Consider the following 18052-nt stretch of genomic DNA (forward strand, 5'->3'; position numbering starts at 1 on the left):
CATTGCAGCATCATCGCTTCGGGACGGGTGCTTTGCATCAACCCAATGGGAGAATATATGAACTTTCTCGCTCATCCTATGTTGCCTGGCAGCGCGCTGAAAAGCCTGTGGCCAGGAGCGTCTGATCAAATGACTCCACTGCCGGGCGGCGAGGCCCTTGCTAGCATGGTAGATCCGTTCGGATTCGGACGGGCTGCCGCGAGCTATTGGCGCGACAGTATTGAACGTAGCGTCCTTTATTGGGATGTTATGCGCGAACGCGGAAATCAATATCTTGAGCATATGGAGCAAACTAAGCCGAACGTGCTTGGGTTTGATACGGAAGTGCTCATTGACGGACGCACGCTTCCACATCCGACGAATTATGAATTACTGAGAGTTCTTCCCCCCAGTCATATTCAAATTGACCTTGAGAAACGTCCGTTTGTTGTCGTGGACCCCAGGGCAGGTCACGGCCCAGGTATCGGTGGATTCAAGCCTGATAGCGAGCTTGGGGTGGCACTTAAAGCTGGTCATCCTTGCTATTTTATTGGTTTTTTGCCTTTTCCCGAGCCGGGTCAAACTGTCGAGGATGTGGTAGAGGCTGAGATTGCGTTTTTACGCCATGTTATCGCTCTGCACCCCGAAACAGCTGAAAAACCAATGGTAGTGGGCAACTGCCAGGCAGGTTGGCAAATAATGATGGCTGCGGCACTTGAACCGGATGTGTTCGGGCCGATTCTTATTGCCGGTGCGCCGCTTTCTTACTGGGCGGGGGAGCACGGTAAAGCACCTATGCGTTACACCGGTGGTATGACTGGTGGAAGCTGGATTACTGCTTTAACGAGTGACATCGGTAATGGCCTGTTTGACGGTGCTTGGCTAGTGCAGAACTTCGAGCGCCTTAACCCAGCCAATACCTACTGGAAAAAGCAGTATCACCTGTATGACAACATTGATACAGAAGCCAAACGCTATTTAGAATTCGAGCGCTGGTGGGGCGGTCACGTTGTTTTAGGTGGTCAAGAGATCCAATATATTGTCGATAATCTATTTGTCGGTAATCGTCTCTCAACTGCCCAGTTGGTAACTCGGGATGGACGTCGTGTTGATCTTCGCAATGTGCGCTCGCCTGTCGTCGTGTTCTGCTCACGTGGTGACGATATAACGCCGCCGCCTCAGGCGCTGGGTTGGATACGTGATTTATACGAAGGCGAAGAAGATATCATCGCCAATGAACAGACAATTGTTTATTGCTTGCACGACACGACAGGGCATTTAGGAATTTTTGTTTCCGGCAGTGTGTCACGCAAAGAGCATACTGAGTTTACGGCAAACATGGATTATATCGATGTTATGCCGCCAGGGCTTTATGAAACAACGGTTTCGCATGTTAGCGAACGAGATGATGCGGACTTGCTTGAACGCGACTATTTGCTTGAGTTCACGTCGCGCAACTTTGAGGAGCTGGATCAGGATGTAATGCATAGTCCTGAGGATGACCGCCGCTTTGCAACCGTTGCCCGTATTTCTGAAATCAACCTTGGTTTCTATCGGCTGTATGTTCAACCTTGGTTGCAGGCTATCATGACTCCAGAAGCGGCACGCTGGATTCGTCGTATGCATCCTATCCGGTTAGGCTACAAGCTTATGTCTGATCGTAACCCGCTGACGGTCCCATTGCCCGTTATGGCTGACGCAATTCGACGCAATCGTCAGGTAGTCGGACAGGATAATGTTTTTAAAGCATTAGAAACCATGTGTTCTGATCAAATCGTCGCCAATCTTAATGCAGTGCGAGATTTGCGCGATAGCTCGACAGAAAGGCTGTTTATGGATATTTACGGGCAGCCACTATTGCAAGCAGCAGTAGGTTTGTATGGCGATGCTCATGTTCATCGTCGCCGTCCTGGGGCCGAGCCAGAGCATCAACGTTTTGTTGAAAACCGTAAAAATGAGCTGCGCAATAAAATAGCTCAAGGTGGCGCTCACGAAGCAGTCATGCGCTCGGTTATCTATGTGTTAGGTGGAGCACCCGCGACAGATGAGCGTAACTTCAAACGGTTACGTGCTTCCCGTGCTGAACTAGAGCCTAGTTCAACGTTGAGTGAATTTAAGCGTTTGGTGCGTGACCAGTTCTTTATCTTGAAATTAGATCGTGAACGAGCGCTATCGTCATTACCTGAGCTGTTAAAAGGCCAGAGCAACAGTGATATCGATGGGCATATTGAGCACCTTAAACATGTGTTCGCTGCGAGCGGTGAATTATCAGAGCACGCAGCAGAGCGCTTTGAGCAGGTGAAGACGTTATTTGATCAAGCGAGACCGCCAAAAGCTACTCAACCAAAAGCCGTGAGCGCACCAGCTACTGACACTCAGCAAGCAGGTGACCAGGAGGCGGCTATTGATACGCAAACCGCTGCAAGTTCTCCAGCTGAAAGCGTGTTGACAGAAGCTAAAAGCGTGACGACAAAGAAAGTATCGGCGGAAAAGGATGCTACCCAACGCGCGTCTGCCGAAAGTGTGCCTGCTACTAACAATGTAGCAGCAGATGCAGCTAAAGAAGCAAGCAAGCCTCAGTCAAGAGCGGCATCGCGCAGGAAACCACCGCGCAAGCGCTAAGTGTTGTAACACTTGTCCACGCCTCTGTTTTGTTACAGGGGCGTTTTTTTGTTTCCGTATTTTGGGTTGCCGTCTGCGTATTGGCAGTCTAGTGTCTAGCTACTTCATTATGAAAAATAGTACGGATAGACACCTCGCGGTTCAGCATTAGTTTGTTACTTATGCGTCGGTTGTTACTGGCGCTTGTTGCAGGCCTGGGGTAGGGTAGGCGCATTTTTCTCATGGTCGTCAAGTGGTAACGACAGGCGACAACGTATTCAGAGCATGGGCGACAGCGCCTAAGCATTAGGAAAGTGGAGCACTATGGGCAAGTCACTGGTCATCGTCGAGTCGCCTGCGAAAGCGAAGACGATCAATAAGTATCTCGGCAACGATTTCATCGTAAAGTCGAGCGTGGGTCACATCCGTGACCTGCCGACCAGCGGCTCAGGTAAGGCAGCCTCCGACCCGAAGGAGCGCGCTCGCCAGGCTGCGGCAACACGCAAGATGTCGGCGGAAGAGAAAGCAGAGTATAAAAAGCGTAAAGCCCACGACCAGTTAATTAGGCGCATGGGCATCGATCCGGATAATGGCTGGGAGGCGCGCTATGAAGTGCTCCCTGGTAAAGAAAAAGTCGTTGCTGAATTAAAGAAGCTGGCTGAAAAAGCGGATGCTGTTTATCTCGCAACGGATTTGGATCGCGAAGGGGAAGCAATTGCCTGGCATTTGCGCGAGACAATTGGTGGTGATGACAGTCGCTATAAGCGCGTTGTATTTAACGAAATAACCAAAAATGCCATTCAGGATGCGTTTAAGTCGCCAGGGGCGCTTAATATTCCCCGGGTGGAAGCACAGCAAGCACGCCGCTTTTTGGACCGTGTTGTTGGCTTTATGCTTTCTCCGCTGCTGTGGGCCAAGATTGCCAGAGGGCTATCAGCAGGTCGTGTTCAATCGGTTGCGGTTCGTCTAATCGTTGAGCGTGAACGAGAAATTCGTGCGTTTATTCCCGAAGAGTTTTGGGATGTGCATGCTGATCTCGCGTCCCCGGATGGGGAGCTAGTCAGGTTTGCGCTGGTGCGTCAGGAGGGTAAACCCTTCCGTCCTACCTCCGAAAAAGACACGCTTGCGCGTATTGAGCAACTGCGCAAATCCAAGCTTGCGATCACGTCCCGCGAAGACAAACCGACGAGTTCCAAGCCTACCGCGCCGTTTATTACCTCAACGTTACAGCAGGCTGCTAGCGGCCGGTTAGGGTTCTCTGTTAAGAAAACCATGACCATGGCTCAGCGCCTCTACGAGGCTGGCTACATTACCTATATGCGTACTGACTCCACCAATCTTTCAAAGGATGCAGTGGAGAGTGTTCGCTCGTTTATTGATGAAGAGTACGGTGCACGCTATTTGCCAGAATCTGCTAACCGTTACAGCAGCAAAGAGAGTGCCCAAGAAGCCCATGAGGCTATCAGACCCTCTAGTGTTGAGCGAAAAGCAAGCGACCTCTCTGGTATGGAGCGCGATGCAGAACGTCTCTACGAGCTGATTTGGCGTCAATTTGTGGCCTGTCAGATGACGCCTGCTGAGTACCTTTCCAGTACGTTGAGTGTTGAGATTGATGGCTACGACTTGCGTGCCAAAGGACGCGTGCTCAAGTTTGATGGTTACACGCGGGTGATGAAACCATCAGGTAAAAACGAAGATCAAAGCCTGCCCGATTTGCCGAAGGGCACGGCGATGGCGCTTGAAAAACTTGATCCCCAGCAGCACTTCACCAAGCCTGCCCCGCGTTACACCGAAGCTAGCTTAGTAAAAGAGCTTGAGAAGCAGGGCATCGGCCGTCCTTCTACCTATGCTTCCATTATTTCCACGATTCAGGATCGTGGTTACGTGAAGCTAGAAAGTCGCCGTTTTTATGCTGAAAAATTGGGTGATATTGTCACCGAACGGCTGAAAGAGTCTTTCCCGGATTTGATGGATTATTCGTTCACGGCTCGAATGGAAGATAGTCTGGATGAAGTTGCAGAAGGTGAGCGTAACTGGCAAGCCTTGCTGGATGCTTTCTATGGTGAATTCAGCCAGGAGCTTAGCAAAGCGGAAAGCGACGAAGGAATGCGCCCTAATCAGCCTGTTCCAACGGATATTGACTGCCCAAGTTGCGGCCGCAAAATGCAAATTCGGACGGCCTCCACTGGAGTTTTCTTGGGTTGCAGTGGTTATAACTTGCCGCCCAAAGAGCGCTGTAAAACCACCATTGATTTAATTCCCGGTGAAGAAGCCGTTGCAGAAGATGCAGGCGAAGAGGCAGAAACGAACGCGCTTCGTGCCAAGCGTCGTTGCCAGAAGTGTGGAACTGCCATGGATAACTATCTTATTGATGAGGGGCGCAAACTGCATATTTGCGGTAATAGCCCTGATTGCGATGGTTATGAAGTGGAAGAGGGCAAGTTCAAAATCAAAGGCTACGATGGCCCCATTATCGAATGCGATAAATGTGGCTCTGAAATGCAGCTTAAGTCGGGCCGATTTGGTAAATATTTCGGCTGTACGAACAGTGAGTGTAAAAATACCCGCAAGTTGCTTCGTAGTGGTGAAGTCGCGCCGCCTAAAATGGACCCTATTCCCATGCCGGAACTGGCCTGCCAAAAGGTGGAAGATCACTACGTCCTGCGTGATGGTGCCAGCGGCCTGTTTTTAGCGGCCAGCAAGTTCCCTAAAAACCGTGAAACCCGTCCCCCATTGGTAAAAGAGCTAAAAGCCCACGCCGATGAACTGCCGGAAAAGTATCATTTTATCTTGAAGGCTCCCAGCGAAGATCCGGACGGCCGTCCTGCACAAATTCGCTACTCACGGAAAAATAAAGAGCAGTACGTGATGACCGATGAAGAAGGCAAAGCAACCGGCTGGAAAGCGACGTTTGAGGGGGGGAAATGGCACGTGGAGGATAAGCGTAAGTGAGCTCACGTTCTCGTACCAACCAATTGCTTTATCAAGCTGAGCTTTTGGTTGGTCTTCCAACAGGTAGTGACGAGCATACGCAGGCTCGTCAAATGGCAATTGAGGAGAGTGCCCTGGCGCTTTTTGAGCTGGCGTTGAATTCGCTGCTCAAAGAAGTGACCGAGCATGCGCGCCTTAACGAGCATGGTTGGCAAACGCTTCTCAATGAAAAAGGCCCCGACGTTGCTGAACTGCAGCGCTTAAGGGATATGATGCACCAGCCGGATAGTTGGTTGCACTGGTTGATAGAGCAAGTAGAGAAGCTGCATAGTGACGAAGGGGTGAGTAAACGCGTTTTACAGAACCCCTCAATGATTGCTGTCGGCAGTCAGGTGAGCGTTTCTGACCAGCTGTTAGCTAACCTTCATGCTGCAAAACGCGACATTGCCGCGTTACGTGAAACTAGCCAAGAGTGGTAACTATAACGGCAAACATGCTTCTTGAAGAGAGTAAATCGCAAAAGGAGATATAGATGCGCTATAACCAAGTCAAAGACTTAGTTGAATGGGCCGCGGGTTATCATGGGCACATGGCGCGTCAGTATCGTGGCGCTGCTGACTCATGCGACCATCAGCGTCTTGCCATGGCATTAACGTATGTAGCCGACAGCGAACTACGCATGAAGACGGGGCTGGAAGCGCTTTTTAATGATGGCTCTGATCACAAAGAAGTGTTGGAAATATGGTTTGATGACCCTAGTGACTTTCCTCAGCCGCCAGCGCTCGAGGCGCTTGCCCAACAAACGGTGGCAGGTTCTATCGATGAGTTGACTCGTGTAGCTATCGAGTCGCATCGGCAGCTGCAAGGGCTCTATGAGCATCGTGCATCACGTGCGAAAATTGAGCCTGAGGAGACTTTTTTTAACGCCTTGGCAGAAGGGCACAATGCAGAGGCGCGCAAATTGGTAGTGAGTATGCAGGAATTTGAAGATATTTAGGCAGGAATTTAAGGCTATCTAGACAACAATTTGAAGCTTCCTGGATAGCATTTTAGAATAGTGCGGTTGCCAATGTTGGCGCACTGGCATGTTATTTGGCTTGTTAAAGCACTGACATTTGGTGTGAGAATAAGGTATAACAATCGCCACAAATGCTTTGTTGGCTGGTGATGCTGGCCTATTTAGAGAGCGATAACGATGCCTGTAAACCGTCGCCGTTTTTTAGCGTTGGCGCTGGGCTGGCCTGTTGTAGCCAGTGCAGCGACTTCGAGTACCTTGAGTAATTACGAACCCACAGACCTTGTTGAGACGCTTCTTTCGCGTGCGAGTATCCCGCGTCACAGCAATGAATTATGGGTGTTAATTGATGATAAAGACGCCACGTTGAGTGTCTACCGCGGTAATGCGTTAGTTGAGCACTACGCGCCCATCTCCCTTGGGCGAGGCGGTGCGAAAACTCAGCGAATCCGCGGTGATAATGTGACACCGCTTGGCGAGTTTCGAATTAATCGATTTAATTACGAAAGTCAGTGGCATATCTTTATTGGTATCGATTATCCTACGCCACCTCATGCAAGAATGGCGCTCGAAAAAGGCATTTATTCCCAAGCGGATTATGATGCTTATTTTGATCACTATCGGCGTCACGGCTCACCGCCGCAGAATACGGCATTGGGCGGCGCCATTGGCATACATGGTGTTGGTGGTGGTGATCCAGACATCCATGGTCAGTATCACTGGACCCAGGGCTGTGTTGCTGTCACCAACGAGCAAATTGAACGCGTTGCTTCGCTGGTAGGTGTTGGCACTCGCGTAGTGATCCGATAGGCTATGTTGTTGAAGGAAGTTAAAGGTTTTAAATACGTGGCTATAGACAACCGCTGTGGTCTATTATAAAACAGCGTTTGACTTGCGTGCGTTGGTGTAATGCCATGTACAAGTCGCTGTAAAGAACCTGCACCGCAGGTAGACAAAATTGAGCTAACGCTTTAGCCTTAAATTTGTCATACCCTTAACGTTGTACCCAAGGAAGACTCAAGGAGAACATTATGACTCTGAAGACTGCTCTGAAGATGACTGCCGCTGCCGCTTCACTGGCAATCCTAGCTGGCTGTGCTTCTACCAGCGCTCTGGAAGAAGTTCGCATGACTGCTGAATCTGCACAGGCTGATGCCGCAGAAGCACGCAGCATGGCTTCACAAGCAATGAACACTGCAAACCAAGCTCAGCGCGACGCGCAAGCTGCTCTGCAGATGTCTGAGCAAAACCGTGAAGAAATGAACCGCATGTTCCAGCGTTCCATGCAGAAGTAATTCTGCTTGGGCTCTAAGTGTTAAAACTTAGGGTTGCTGTAGATGTAAAAAAACCCCGCTTCGGCGGGGTTTTTTTATTTATACGAAGGTTATGCTTCTTCCTGTGCTTGTGTCGCTGTCGTGAGCTCAATTTCTTCTAATAATCCATCAAGCTCGACAGGCTCTTCAGCAGGGGCTGGCGCTGGTGCTTGGGGGCCATAAAGCGCTATAAAGCGACCATCCGGATTTTCTACTGCCAGTTTTACCTGAGCGTAATCAACCTCAGCCTGATCTTCAGCAAGCTCGCTTACTCGCTCGATAGCATTAAGCAGTGGTTCGAAATCGCCAACGTTTTCTTCAAGCTGAGGGAAGGACTGTACAAACAGTGTGCCGTCAGCTGCCCAACCTGCTTTAAATGGTGCATCCATCAGGTTGACCTGGGTGCCGCTTGGCATGCGCTCGTAGAGCGACTCGATATCTTCTGGGTACATGCGAATACAGCCGCGGCTTACCCGCATGCCTACGCCTTCAGGGCGGTTAGTGCCATGAATCAGGTAACTAGGCATCGCCAGCAATATAGCGTGACGACCCAGTGGGTTGTTGGGGCCAGCAGGCACAATAGAAGGTGCTGGCTCGCCACGTGCGGCTGCTTCACGTCGCATAGAGGCTGGTGGAGCCCAGGCAGGATCTTTTACCTTCACTGTCGTGCGGGTAATGCCGACCGGTGTTGCAAATTCCTCGCGACCAACACTGACAGGATAGGTTTCAACAATGCCAGGATTGTCAGCTGGATAATAATAAAGTCGCAGTTCAGACAAATTTACGACCACACCTTCGCGGGGAGCAGGCGGTAAAATATAGCGCGCAGGTATAACGATTTCTGTGCCTTCCCCGGGTACCCACATGCTGACGTCTGGATTAGCCATGCGAATTTCTTCGTAGCCAATGTTATGACGTCGCGCTATGTCGATGAGTGTCTCTTCTGGATTTTCGACGACGACGGTGTAGTGCTCTCCAATGATGTCTCCCGCCTCAGGGATGCGAAAATGGCCGCGTGGGAGTTCTCTTTGCTCTGCGAGCTGGTCAGTGCTGGCCAGCGCCTCTTCTGAAAGGGCAGTAGGACTTTCAGCCGTATCAGCATCGGCTGACTGCTGTGCATAAATAGGGCTGGAGAGGCTTGCTGTAAGTAAGACAGCTAAGCTAGTTGGGCCCCAGGCGTTATATAATTTACGAATATTCATGGTGGTTCCTAATTAATTTATGCGCCACATTACTGCAAATTAGCATAGTCGTGGGCAGCAGTTAGAGGGCCGTGCGTAGGGCTTTCATACAAGTTTGCCCCAAGGTTCACGCCGCCGCTACTTTTTGATTGAGTGTTGTAAGCAGAGCTTCGACTTTATCAAAACGCTGTTCGGTAGTTTCCATTGGAAATTCAAATCGTAAGGTGTCTGAACCATCCAGTCGGTAGTGCTGTGGCGATTTTTGAATGAGTGTCACAAGCGTTAGTGGGTCAACTTGGGTTGTGCCGTTGAAAAGCACTCGTCCACGGTTTTCACCGGCTTCAATGCGCGCTACACCTAGTTGCTCAGCTCGGTGGCGAAGCTGGGTCTGGCGTATCAGGTTTTTCAAGGGCTGAGGCAGGAGACCAAAGCGATCAATAAGCTCGACTTGTAGCTCCTTAAGCTCAGCGTCGCTCTGGGTGTTGGCGATACGCTTATACATCACTAGGCGCTGCTGTACGTCGTGAATATAGTCGTCTGGAATCAATGCTGGCAGGTTGAGGCTAATCTCGACGCCGGTGTTAAAGGGGGCATCAATGTTAGGTGTTTTGCCTGCTCGAATAGCCTTCACCGCGCGATCCAGCATTTCCATGTAAAGCGTGTAGCCGATGGTTTCCATTTGGCCGCTCTGCTCGTCGCCTAGCAGCTCGCCCGCGCCGCGAATCTCCATGTCATGACTTGCTAGGGTGAAACCAGCACCGAGGTCATCAGAGGCGCTAATCGCTTCCAGGCGTTTAACGGCATCTCGTGTCATTGCCTTGGGGGGAGGTGTTAGTAGGTAAGCGTATGCTTGATGGTGGCTGCGGCCAACGCGGCCACGCAACTGGTGAAGCTGTGCCAGGCCGAACTTATCGGCGCGCTCAATCAGAATTGTGTTGGCGCTGGGCACGTCAATGCCTGTTTCTATAATGGTAGAGCACACAAGCACATTGAAACGGCGATGATAGAAGTCTGACATTACTCGTTCAAGGCTGCGCTCGGGTAATTGGCCGTGGGCGACAGCGACCCGTGCCTCTGGCACCAGCTCGCGGATTTGTTCGGCAGCGTTTTCAATCGTTTTGACTTCATTGTGCAAAAAGTAAACTTGTCCGCCGCGTAATATTTCACGCAGCAGGGCTTCTTTAATGACGCTACTGTCTCGCTGCTGCACAAACGTCTTGACCGATAAGCGCCGCGCTGGCGGTGTGGCGATAATCGAAAGGTCTCGGATGCCGCTCATGGCCATATTAAGGGTGCGCGGAATTGGTGTTGCCGTTAGCGTCAGAATGTCGATTTCGGCGCGCAGCGTTTTGAGTTTCTCTTTCTGTGCGACCCCAAAACGGTGCTCTTCATCGATAATTAAGAGTCCCATTTTGGGAAGCTCAACGCTTTTAGACAGCAGTTTATGGGTGCCGATTACGATGTCAGTTTGGCCATTTTTGATGCTTTCCAAGGTTTGCGTCATTTCCTTGCCACTGGTAAAACGTGAAATGAGGCTAATATTCACAGCGGTATCGGCAAAACGGTCTCGGAAGTTTTCAAAATGCTGACGAGCTAATAGAGTGGTGGGAACAAGAACTACCACTTGGCGGCCAGTCTGAACGGCCAGAAATGCAGCGCGCATGGCGACTTCGGTTTTGCCAAAGCCTACATCGCCACAAACAACGCGATCCATTGGTTGGGGAGAGATCATGTCGCTTATAACCGCCTCAATAGCGGCCTGCTGATCAGGGGTTTCTTCAAACGGAAAGCTGGCAGAGAAGCGAACGTACTCGTCTCCTGGCGTGTCGTAAATGAACCCTTCCTGGGCCTCCCTTCGGGCGTAGATGTCGAGAAGCTCAGCGGCAGTGTCTCGGATTTTCTCAGCCGCTTTACGACGTGCTTTTTCCCACTGATCTGAGCCTAAGCGGTGCAGCGGGGCTAGTTCGTCATCAGCGCCGCTATAGCGAGAAATAAGATGTAAGCTATCGACAGGGACATAGAGCTTGGCACCATCGGCATAAGAAAGAGCTAAGAATTCGTTAGCCTGCCCGCCAGCTTCGAGGGTTTCCAGCCCCAAGTAGCGGCCTACGCCATGGGCTTGGTGAACAACCGGTGCGCCTTCTCGTAACTCAGATAGGTGGCGCACGGCCAATTCGTTGTCGTCGGTCGCTTTTTCTCGCCGTCGGCTCTGGCGCACGACATCGCCAAATAGCTCAGTCTCACTAATCACTGCGACATCTGGCTCGGTAAGCCATAAGCCACTACCTACCAAGCTTTCAGTGATGGCAATTCGATCAGTACTGCTTAAAAAGTCTTGGAAGGTGTCAACATGGGGCAGATTTAATTTAAGCGGCGCTAGTACTTCTTCTAGCGCTTCTCTGCGGCCCCGTGACTCGGCAACAAAAAGTACCCGCGTAGCTTGCTGTGCATCCAGAAAAGAAGCCAGTTCGCTAAGGGGGTGCTTGGCGCGAGCGTTAATCGCAAGCGAGGGCAGTGCCTGGGCTTTCGGCGTCAGGGCATGACGTTGAGTGTCGTCGTCGGTTAGTTCGATTCGTGGGCGTGCTTTAATCGCCGAAAAAACATCATTAACGGGAATAAACGCGCGATGAGGTGGTAAAAGGGGGCGTGTTGGATCAACGCCTAAATTTTCGTAGCGTGACTCAATAGATTGCCAGTGCTGCTCAGCCGCTTTGAATACGCCTGGCAATAGCGCCACGCGGGTGTCATCGGTAACGTGCTCAAATAAAGAAGCGGTTTCGTCGAAGAACAGTGGTAAATATTGTTCTAAGCCTGGGGATGGAATGGCTTTCAGTGCGTCGTTATAGAGAGGGCACTGGCGCGGATCAACATCAAAAAGCGTTTCAAACTGTTCTCGGAAGCAAGCAATCGCGCTGCGGCTTAACGAGTACTCATGGGCGGGTAGTAGCTCAATCACATCGACTTTGTTGGTCGAGCGCTGATTGCCAGGGTCGAAATGACGTAGCGTATCGATTTCGTCATCAAACAAATCAATACGAATTGGCTCATCCATGCCCATGGCGAAAAGGTCGATGATTGCGCCGCGCATGGCGTATTCACCAGGCTCGTAGACCGTTTCTACGGCGCGATAACCTGCCCGCGATAGCGATTCACGAAATGAGTCCCGATTTAGCTTCGCGCCTGCTTTTAGCGTCATAACACGCCCAGCAATATATGATACGGGTGGCAGGCGCTGCATCAGCGTATTGATTGGCACCAGCACAATGCCGCGCACGCCATCCTGCAGCAAACGCAGCGTGCGCAGGCGTGACGAGATAATATCCTGATGCGGAGAAAAACTGTCGTAAGGCAGCGTCTCCCAGTCTGGGAAGGGCAGAACAGGAACATTGCTATAGAACGCCAGATCCTGTTCCAAGCGCTGTGCGCTGGCAGTATTCGGCGTGATAACCAATAATGGCGCGCTTAACGCTACCTGAGCCAGTGCCAGGGCAGTTGCACTGCCCGGCGGCGCTGTAAGGTAGAGCGTATCGCGAATCCCTTTTGGTTGGGGCGGTTCGAGCAGAGAAAAAGAGGGCATAGTCACGGTATCGTTTTGCGCTGAAACGGAAATTGGATCATACACGATCAGTACTTTTAGGCAGAGACCTGCATAAATCAAACGCAGGGTGAAGTAAGTCTTCAAGCCTTTTTTAAAGGCTGATGGTGTTACTATATTTTTCCATACATTATTGTGGCTTGTAGTCAATTCGTACTTTCTGTAATACCCCTACATGTTGTGCGACTATCCATTCATTGCGGCATGTAGGTAAGCCCAGGATAATGCTCCAGGAAATTTCTTTTCACTACCCAATGAGGCCGCACGTGAGTCAGCAAGCTCTCGAAAACGTTTTTCAGGAATGGCAAAGCAACGAAGCTCTGGCTGAGCAAATGATTCCGCTGGTGGGTCAGCTGTATCGCCAAAACAATGTTGTCGCCACTATGTTTGGTCGTTCCTTGATTAAGCGGTCCGTTATTCGCATCCTCAAAGATCACCGCTTTGTACGCAAAATTGAAGGTACTGAGCTGTCTGTTGAAGATACGTTCCCCATCGTAAAAGCGATGAGTGAGATGAATCTCGGCCCTGCCCATGTTGACGTTGGAAAGTTAGCGGTTAACTTTAAACGCCAGGGCGGTGGTGACCTTGATGCTTTCCTGCGTAAAGAGCTTGCTGAGATCATTGATGGCTTTCAGCCAAACGGCAGCAAAGGTGAACCTCAAGACGTTGTGCTTTACGGGTTCGGTCGTATCGGTCGATTACTTGCACGTGTAATGGTCGAAAAAGCGGGCGGCGGTAATTTGTTGCGTTTGCGAGCGATTGTCGTTCGTGGCCGTGGCGATGTGGCTAAAGATCTTGAGAAACGCGCCAGTCTGCTGCGTCGTGACTCGGTACATGGGCCTTTCGATGGCACAATTACCGTCGATGTTGAAGCGCGCACACTTATTGTCAACGGTAACGTGATTCAGGTTATTTACGCCGACTCACCGAGTGAAATTGATTACACTGCTTACGGTATCGACAACGCGGTGATTGTTGATAATACAGGTATCTGGCGCGATGAGGCCGGTTTGGGGCAGCACCTTGAGTGCAAAGGTGCTAAGAAAGCACTGTTAACTGCTCCCGGTAAAGGCGATATCAAAAATATCGTCTTCGGCATTAACCATGAAACAATTGGTGATAATGACCGTATCGTGTCGGCAGCTTCCTGTACCACCAACGCGATTGTGCCAGTGCTTAAAGCATTAAATGATGAGTATGGTGTGGTGACCGGGCATGTAGAGACTGTGCACGCTTACACTAATGACCAAAACCTTATCGATAATTACCACAAAGGTGACCGCCGTGGCCGTAGTGCGGCGCTGAATATGGTATTGACCGAAACGGGTGCAGCAAAAGCGGTCGCAAAAGCGCTGCCTGAGCTCGAAGGTAAGCTCACAGGTAATGCCATTCGTGTACCTACACCCAATGTCTCAATGGCTATTTTGAACCTGACATTAGAAAAGGGTACTGATGCTGAGGCGTTGAACGATTACCTTCGCCGCGTATCGATTGATTCTTCTTACCAGAAGCAGATTGACTTCGTTGATTCAGCGGAAGTCGTTTCGTCTGATTTTGTTGGAAACCGTCATGCAGGGATTGTCGATGCTAAAGCCACCATTGCAAACGGTAATCACGCCGTTGTTTATGTGTGGTACGACAACGAATTTGGCTATAGCTGCCAAGTTATTCGTATTCTTCAGCATATGTCCAATGTGAAGTTTTTGAAGTTACCGCATCAAGCTGTTTGAGCATTAATGGCGTTAAAGCCGCAGTTAAAGCGCTTTTAAGCGCGAAGTTGTACCAAAAGCCACCTTAGGGTGGCTTTTTTTGTGCTGAAAACGAGAGCAGCTAAAGCGTCTATAGCACTTTAGGAGGCTGTCAGGGATGTGGTCATTGGCCGCGCTTATCTTTATAATACGATGGATTTTTCGGGGTGGTTCAAGCGTGCTTGGGCCTGACTGGTAACAATCTGAACAGACAATAAGAATTTACTGAACAGAAATAAGCATTCGAACCCCTTACCTTCGTATATCCGATCCATCAACTGGGCGAGACTATGATCGAAGTCAAAAAAGGCCTGGATCTCCCCATCACGGGAGCGCCCGAGCAGCGTATTGAAGATGCGCAGCCTGTGCGCCACGTGGCAATCCTGGGCACCGACTACGTTGGCATGAAGCCGACGATGGAAGTTCAGGAAGGGGATAAGGTCAAACTGGGCCAATTACTCTTCACCGATAAGAAAATTGATGGTGTGCGCTTTACAGCGCCTGCCAGCGGTGAAGTAGTTGCTATTAACCGTGGCGAAAAGAGACGTCTGCTATCTGTCGTTATTAAAGTCGATGAAAATGAAGAAGCGATGACATTTGCTTCTCATGATCGTGGCACTTTAGGGCAGCTAGAACGTCAATCTGTTGTTGACCAACTGGTTGAGTCAGGGCTTTGGACTGCTTTGCGCACCCGGCCTTTCTCTCGCACGCCAGCTATCGGCAGCGTGCCTACCGATATTTTTGTCACTGCTGTGGATACTCATCCTCTTAGCGCTGACCCTGCGGTAGTGATTAACGAAAACTCCCAAGCATTTGAAGACGGCCTCAAGGTGCTAACCCGCCTGACCGAGGGCAACGTTTTTCTATGTACGGGCGCTAATGCTTCCATTCCTGGTGGTGATGTCAGCGGCGTAAAGACTGAGAGCTTTGCTGGCCCGCATCCGGCAGGTTTGGTAGGAACGCATATTCATTATCTTTCGCCGGTAGCCCTACACAAAAAAGTGTGGCACATCGGTTATCAGGATGTGATTGCGTTCGGCAAGCTTTTTGTAGAAGGCAAGCTTGATACGACTCGTATCATTGCTGTCGGTGGCCCACGTGCTGAAAAGCCTCGTTTATTACGCACTCGTATTGGTGCTAGTACTGAGGAACTCTTAGCAGGCGAGGTCATCAAACCCGATGACACCCGCGTTATTTCAGGCTCTGTGTTCTCTGGCGCTTCTGCTGAAGGGAATCTGACCTATCTGGGGCGTTTCCATAATCAGGTGAGTCTGCTTGAAGAAGGCAATAAGCGCACCTTTATGGGATGGCTGTCCACGGGCGCTAATCGCCACTCAATTATGGGCATCTACATTTCCAAGATCAAAGGCTTGAGTAACTACGCGCCGACAACGTCTACCAATGGTTCTGAACGTGCCATGGTGCCGGTGGGTAATTACGAACGCGTCATGCCGTTGGACGTAATGCCAACACAGCTACTGCGTTCGCTGATTGTGGGCGACATTGAGGTTGCCATGCAGCTTGGGTGTCTTGAGCTGGACGAAGAGGATCTGGCGTTGTGTACCTATGTTTGCCCAGGCAAATATGAGTACGGCCCTATCCTGCGTGACAATCTCACCATGATCGAGAAAGAGGCCTGATGATGGGTATTCGACAAACACTCGATAATCTCGAGCCGCACTTCCATAAAGGTGGCAAGTACGAAAAGTTCTATCCGCTCTACGAAGCGATAGATACCGTTTTTTACTCGCCCCCCAGCGTTGCGAAAACCACTGCCCACGTGCGTGACGGTGTTGACCTCAAGCGCATTATGATTACGGTGTGGATGTGTACTTTCCCAGCGATGTTCTTTGGTATGTGGAACGCTGGCTGGCAAGCGAACACCGCGATTGAAGCTGGCTACGCGTCAATGAGCGGCTGGCGTGAGGCAATCATGATGACCCTGGCGGGTGGCCATGATCCCAGCAGCCTATGGGCCAACTTCGTACTGGGCGCTACTTACTTCTTACCTATCTACCTCGTTACGTTTGCAGTAGGTGGTTTTTGGGAAGTAATGTTTGCCATTAAGCGAGGCCATGAAGTTAACGAAGGCTTCTTCGTAACTTCCGTGTTGTTTGCCCTGATTCTTCCGGCAACTATTCCGCTATGGCAGGTCGCACTGGGTATTACCTTTGGTGTCGTGATCGGTAAAGAGATCTTCGGTGGCACGGGTAAAAACTTCTTGAACCCAGCTTTAACCGGTCGTGCGTTCCTATACTTCGCTTATCCGGCGCAAATTTCCGGTGATGCAGTATGGGTAGCTGCCGATGGTTATACTGGTGCAACAGCACTCTCCATGGCCTTCCAGGACGGTATGACAGCATTGACCAACACTTACAGCTGGTGGGATGCCTTCTTAGGTTTCATTCCTGGCTCAGTAGGTGAAGTGTCAACGCTGGCAATCCTGATCGGTGCTGCGGTACTGCTTTGGACTAAAATCGCTAATTGGCGAATCATGCTGGGTGTTTTCTTGGGCATGGTCATTACCAGCACGCTGTTCAATCTGATTGGTTCTGACAGCAATCCCATGTTCGCAATGCCCTGGTATTGGCACCTAGTGATTGGTGGCTTCGCTTTCGGCATGGTGTTTATGGCAACGGACCCCGTGTCTGCGGCTATGACTAACCAAGGTCGCTTAGTGTTTGGTGCGCTAATTGGTGTGATGACCGTGCTGATTCGCGTAGTAAACCCGGCCTTCCCCGAAGGCATCATGTTGGCCATTCTGTTTGCCAACTTGTTTGCGCCGCTGATTGACCACATGTTCGTCCAGGCCAATATTAAACGCCGTCTCAAGCGGACTGGCGTACCGGCCGAGGAGACTGCCTAATGGCACAAGGTAACAACTCCATCAAGAAGATCCTGATCGTAGCGTTTTCGCTGTGTATCGTATGTTCGGTGATCGTGTCGACGGCTGCTGTGGCACTGCGTCCCGCTCAGCAGTTAAATCAGGAGCTGGACCGTAAAACCAACATTCTTAATGTGGCACGTCTTTATGAGCCGGGCATGGATGTTGAGGAAGCGTTCCGCACCCAAATCACCGCACGTGTGGTAGAGCTTGATTCTGGTGAATATACCGATCAGTTCGACCCAGATACCTTCGATGGCTTCGAAGCATCTCGCGATCCAGCCACGGGTCGTACACTGTCTGGTGATCGTGATATCGCAGGTTTGTCTCGTGTAGAAAACTTTGCGACCGTTTATCTTGTCGGCGATGAAGAGAATCCAGACCAAATTGTTCTGCCCATTCGTGGACAAGGACTTTGGGGTCGCATGATGGGCTTCCTAGCTGTCGAAGGTGACGGTAATACCATCGTCAGTATCACCTACTACGACCATAGCGAAACCCCGGGTCTTGGCGCTGAGGTAAATAATCCGCGTTGGCAAGCTCAGTGGGAAGGTAAAAAGATTTACGATGAAGAGGGCGACCTCTCACCGGAAATCCACCTGACCAAAGGCGGTGCAAGCAATGAGTACGAGGTTGATGCACTATCTGGTGCAACGCTGACCAGTAACGGCGTGACTAACATGCTGCAGTTCTGGTTCAGCGAAGAAGGTTTCGGTCCTTATTTGGCGAAGTTCCGTAGTGGAACTGAGCCAGAAGACGCCGAAGATACCGACACCAACTTCGACGACGTTGAGGGGGCCTGATC

The 18052-nt window shown here is 50.7% G+C and carries 12 protein-coding genes; 10 read left to right on the forward strand and 2 right to left on the reverse strand.

The genetic code is table 11. The annotated features are described in order from the left end of the window. Positions 1 to 57: 57 nt before the first annotated feature. From B6A39_RS07645 to B6A39_RS07670, 6 genes are all read left to right on the forward strand, one after another. Positions 58 to 2601, forward strand: a complete 2544-nt coding sequence (locus B6A39_RS07645; RefSeq protein WP_083003432.1) for a DUF3141 domain-containing protein — start codon at positions 58 to 60, stop codon at positions 2599 to 2601. 303 nt (positions 2602 to 2904) lie between these two features. After that, the gene (topA, locus tag B6A39_RS07650; RefSeq protein ID WP_083003436.1) at positions 2905 to 5532 is read left to right on the forward strand and encodes a type I DNA topoisomerase; all 2628 of its coding nucleotides are present in this window, start codon (positions 2905 to 2907) and stop codon (positions 5530 to 5532) included. Further along, complete coding sequence (locus tag B6A39_RS07655) at positions 5529 to 5990, forward strand: DUF6586 family protein (RefSeq protein ID WP_083003439.1); 462 nt, start codon at positions 5529 to 5531, stop codon at positions 5988 to 5990. Before topA ends, B6A39_RS07655 begins: the two co-directional genes overlap by 4 nt. 53 nt (positions 5991 to 6043) lie before the next feature. After that, positions 6044 to 6508: a hypothetical protein gene (locus tag B6A39_RS07660; protein WP_083003442.1), complete on the forward strand. Its 465-nt coding sequence runs from the start codon at positions 6044 to 6046 to the stop codon at positions 6506 to 6508. 198 nt (positions 6509 to 6706) lie between these two features. Then, entirely contained in the window at positions 6707 to 7336 is a 630-nt protein-coding gene (locus B6A39_RS07665) for a L,D-transpeptidase family protein (protein WP_083003445.1), read from the forward strand. Positions 7337 to 7557: 221 nt separating this feature from the next. After that, positions 7558 to 7821 carry an Lpp/OprI family alanine-zipper lipoprotein gene (locus B6A39_RS07670; protein ID WP_030069272.1) on the forward strand — a complete coding sequence of 88 codons (264 nt, stop codon included), beginning with the start codon at positions 7558 to 7560 and terminating at the stop codon, positions 7819 to 7821. 89 nt (positions 7822 to 7910) lie between these two features. Here B6A39_RS07670 and B6A39_RS07675 read toward each other — a convergent pair whose 3' ends face one another. After that, complete coding sequence (locus tag B6A39_RS07675; RefSeq protein ID WP_083003448.1) at positions 7911 to 9041, reverse strand: L,D-transpeptidase family protein; 1131 nt, start codon at positions 9039 to 9041, stop codon at positions 7911 to 7913. Between the two features lie 106 nt (positions 9042 to 9147). Next, on the reverse strand, positions 9148 to 12597 hold the full coding sequence (gene mfd, locus B6A39_RS07680) for a transcription-repair coupling factor (RefSeq protein WP_198036783.1): 3450 nt from the start codon (positions 12595 to 12597) through the stop codon (positions 9148 to 9150). Positions 12598 to 12881: 284 nt separating this feature from the next. Between mfd and B6A39_RS07685 the strand changes: the two genes are divergently transcribed. The 4 genes from B6A39_RS07685 to B6A39_RS07700 all read left to right on the forward strand — a co-directional run bounded on the left by B6A39_RS07685 (position 12882) and on the right by B6A39_RS07700 (position 18050). Further along, positions 12882 to 14345 carry a glyceraldehyde-3-phosphate dehydrogenase gene (locus B6A39_RS07685; RefSeq protein ID WP_083003452.1) on the forward strand — a complete coding sequence of 488 codons (1464 nt, stop codon included), beginning with the start codon at positions 12882 to 12884 and terminating at the stop codon, positions 14343 to 14345. A gap of 308 nt (positions 14346 to 14653) precedes the next feature. Continuing rightward, the gene (locus tag B6A39_RS07690) at positions 14654 to 16003 is read left to right on the forward strand and encodes a Na(+)-translocating NADH-quinone reductase subunit A (RefSeq protein WP_083003455.1); all 1350 of its coding nucleotides are present in this window, start codon (positions 14654 to 14656) and stop codon (positions 16001 to 16003) included. Beyond that, the gene (locus B6A39_RS07695; protein WP_083003459.1) at positions 16003 to 17229 is read left to right on the forward strand and encodes an NADH:ubiquinone reductase (Na(+)-transporting) subunit B; all 1227 of its coding nucleotides are present in this window, start codon (positions 16003 to 16005) and stop codon (positions 17227 to 17229) included. The genes B6A39_RS07690 and B6A39_RS07695 overlap by 1 nt, the downstream gene beginning before the upstream one ends. After that, positions 17229 to 18050, forward strand: coding sequence for a Na(+)-translocating NADH-quinone reductase subunit C (locus B6A39_RS07700; protein WP_030069286.1), 822 nt, complete (start codon positions 17229 to 17231; stop codon positions 18048 to 18050). Before B6A39_RS07695 ends, B6A39_RS07700 begins: the two co-directional genes overlap by 1 nt. Positions 18051 to 18052: the final 2 nt, after the last annotated feature.

This window comes from Halomonas sp. GT (genome assembly GCF_002082565.1).
Taxonomy (GTDB): Bacteria; Pseudomonadota; Gammaproteobacteria; order Pseudomonadales; family Halomonadaceae; genus Vreelandella.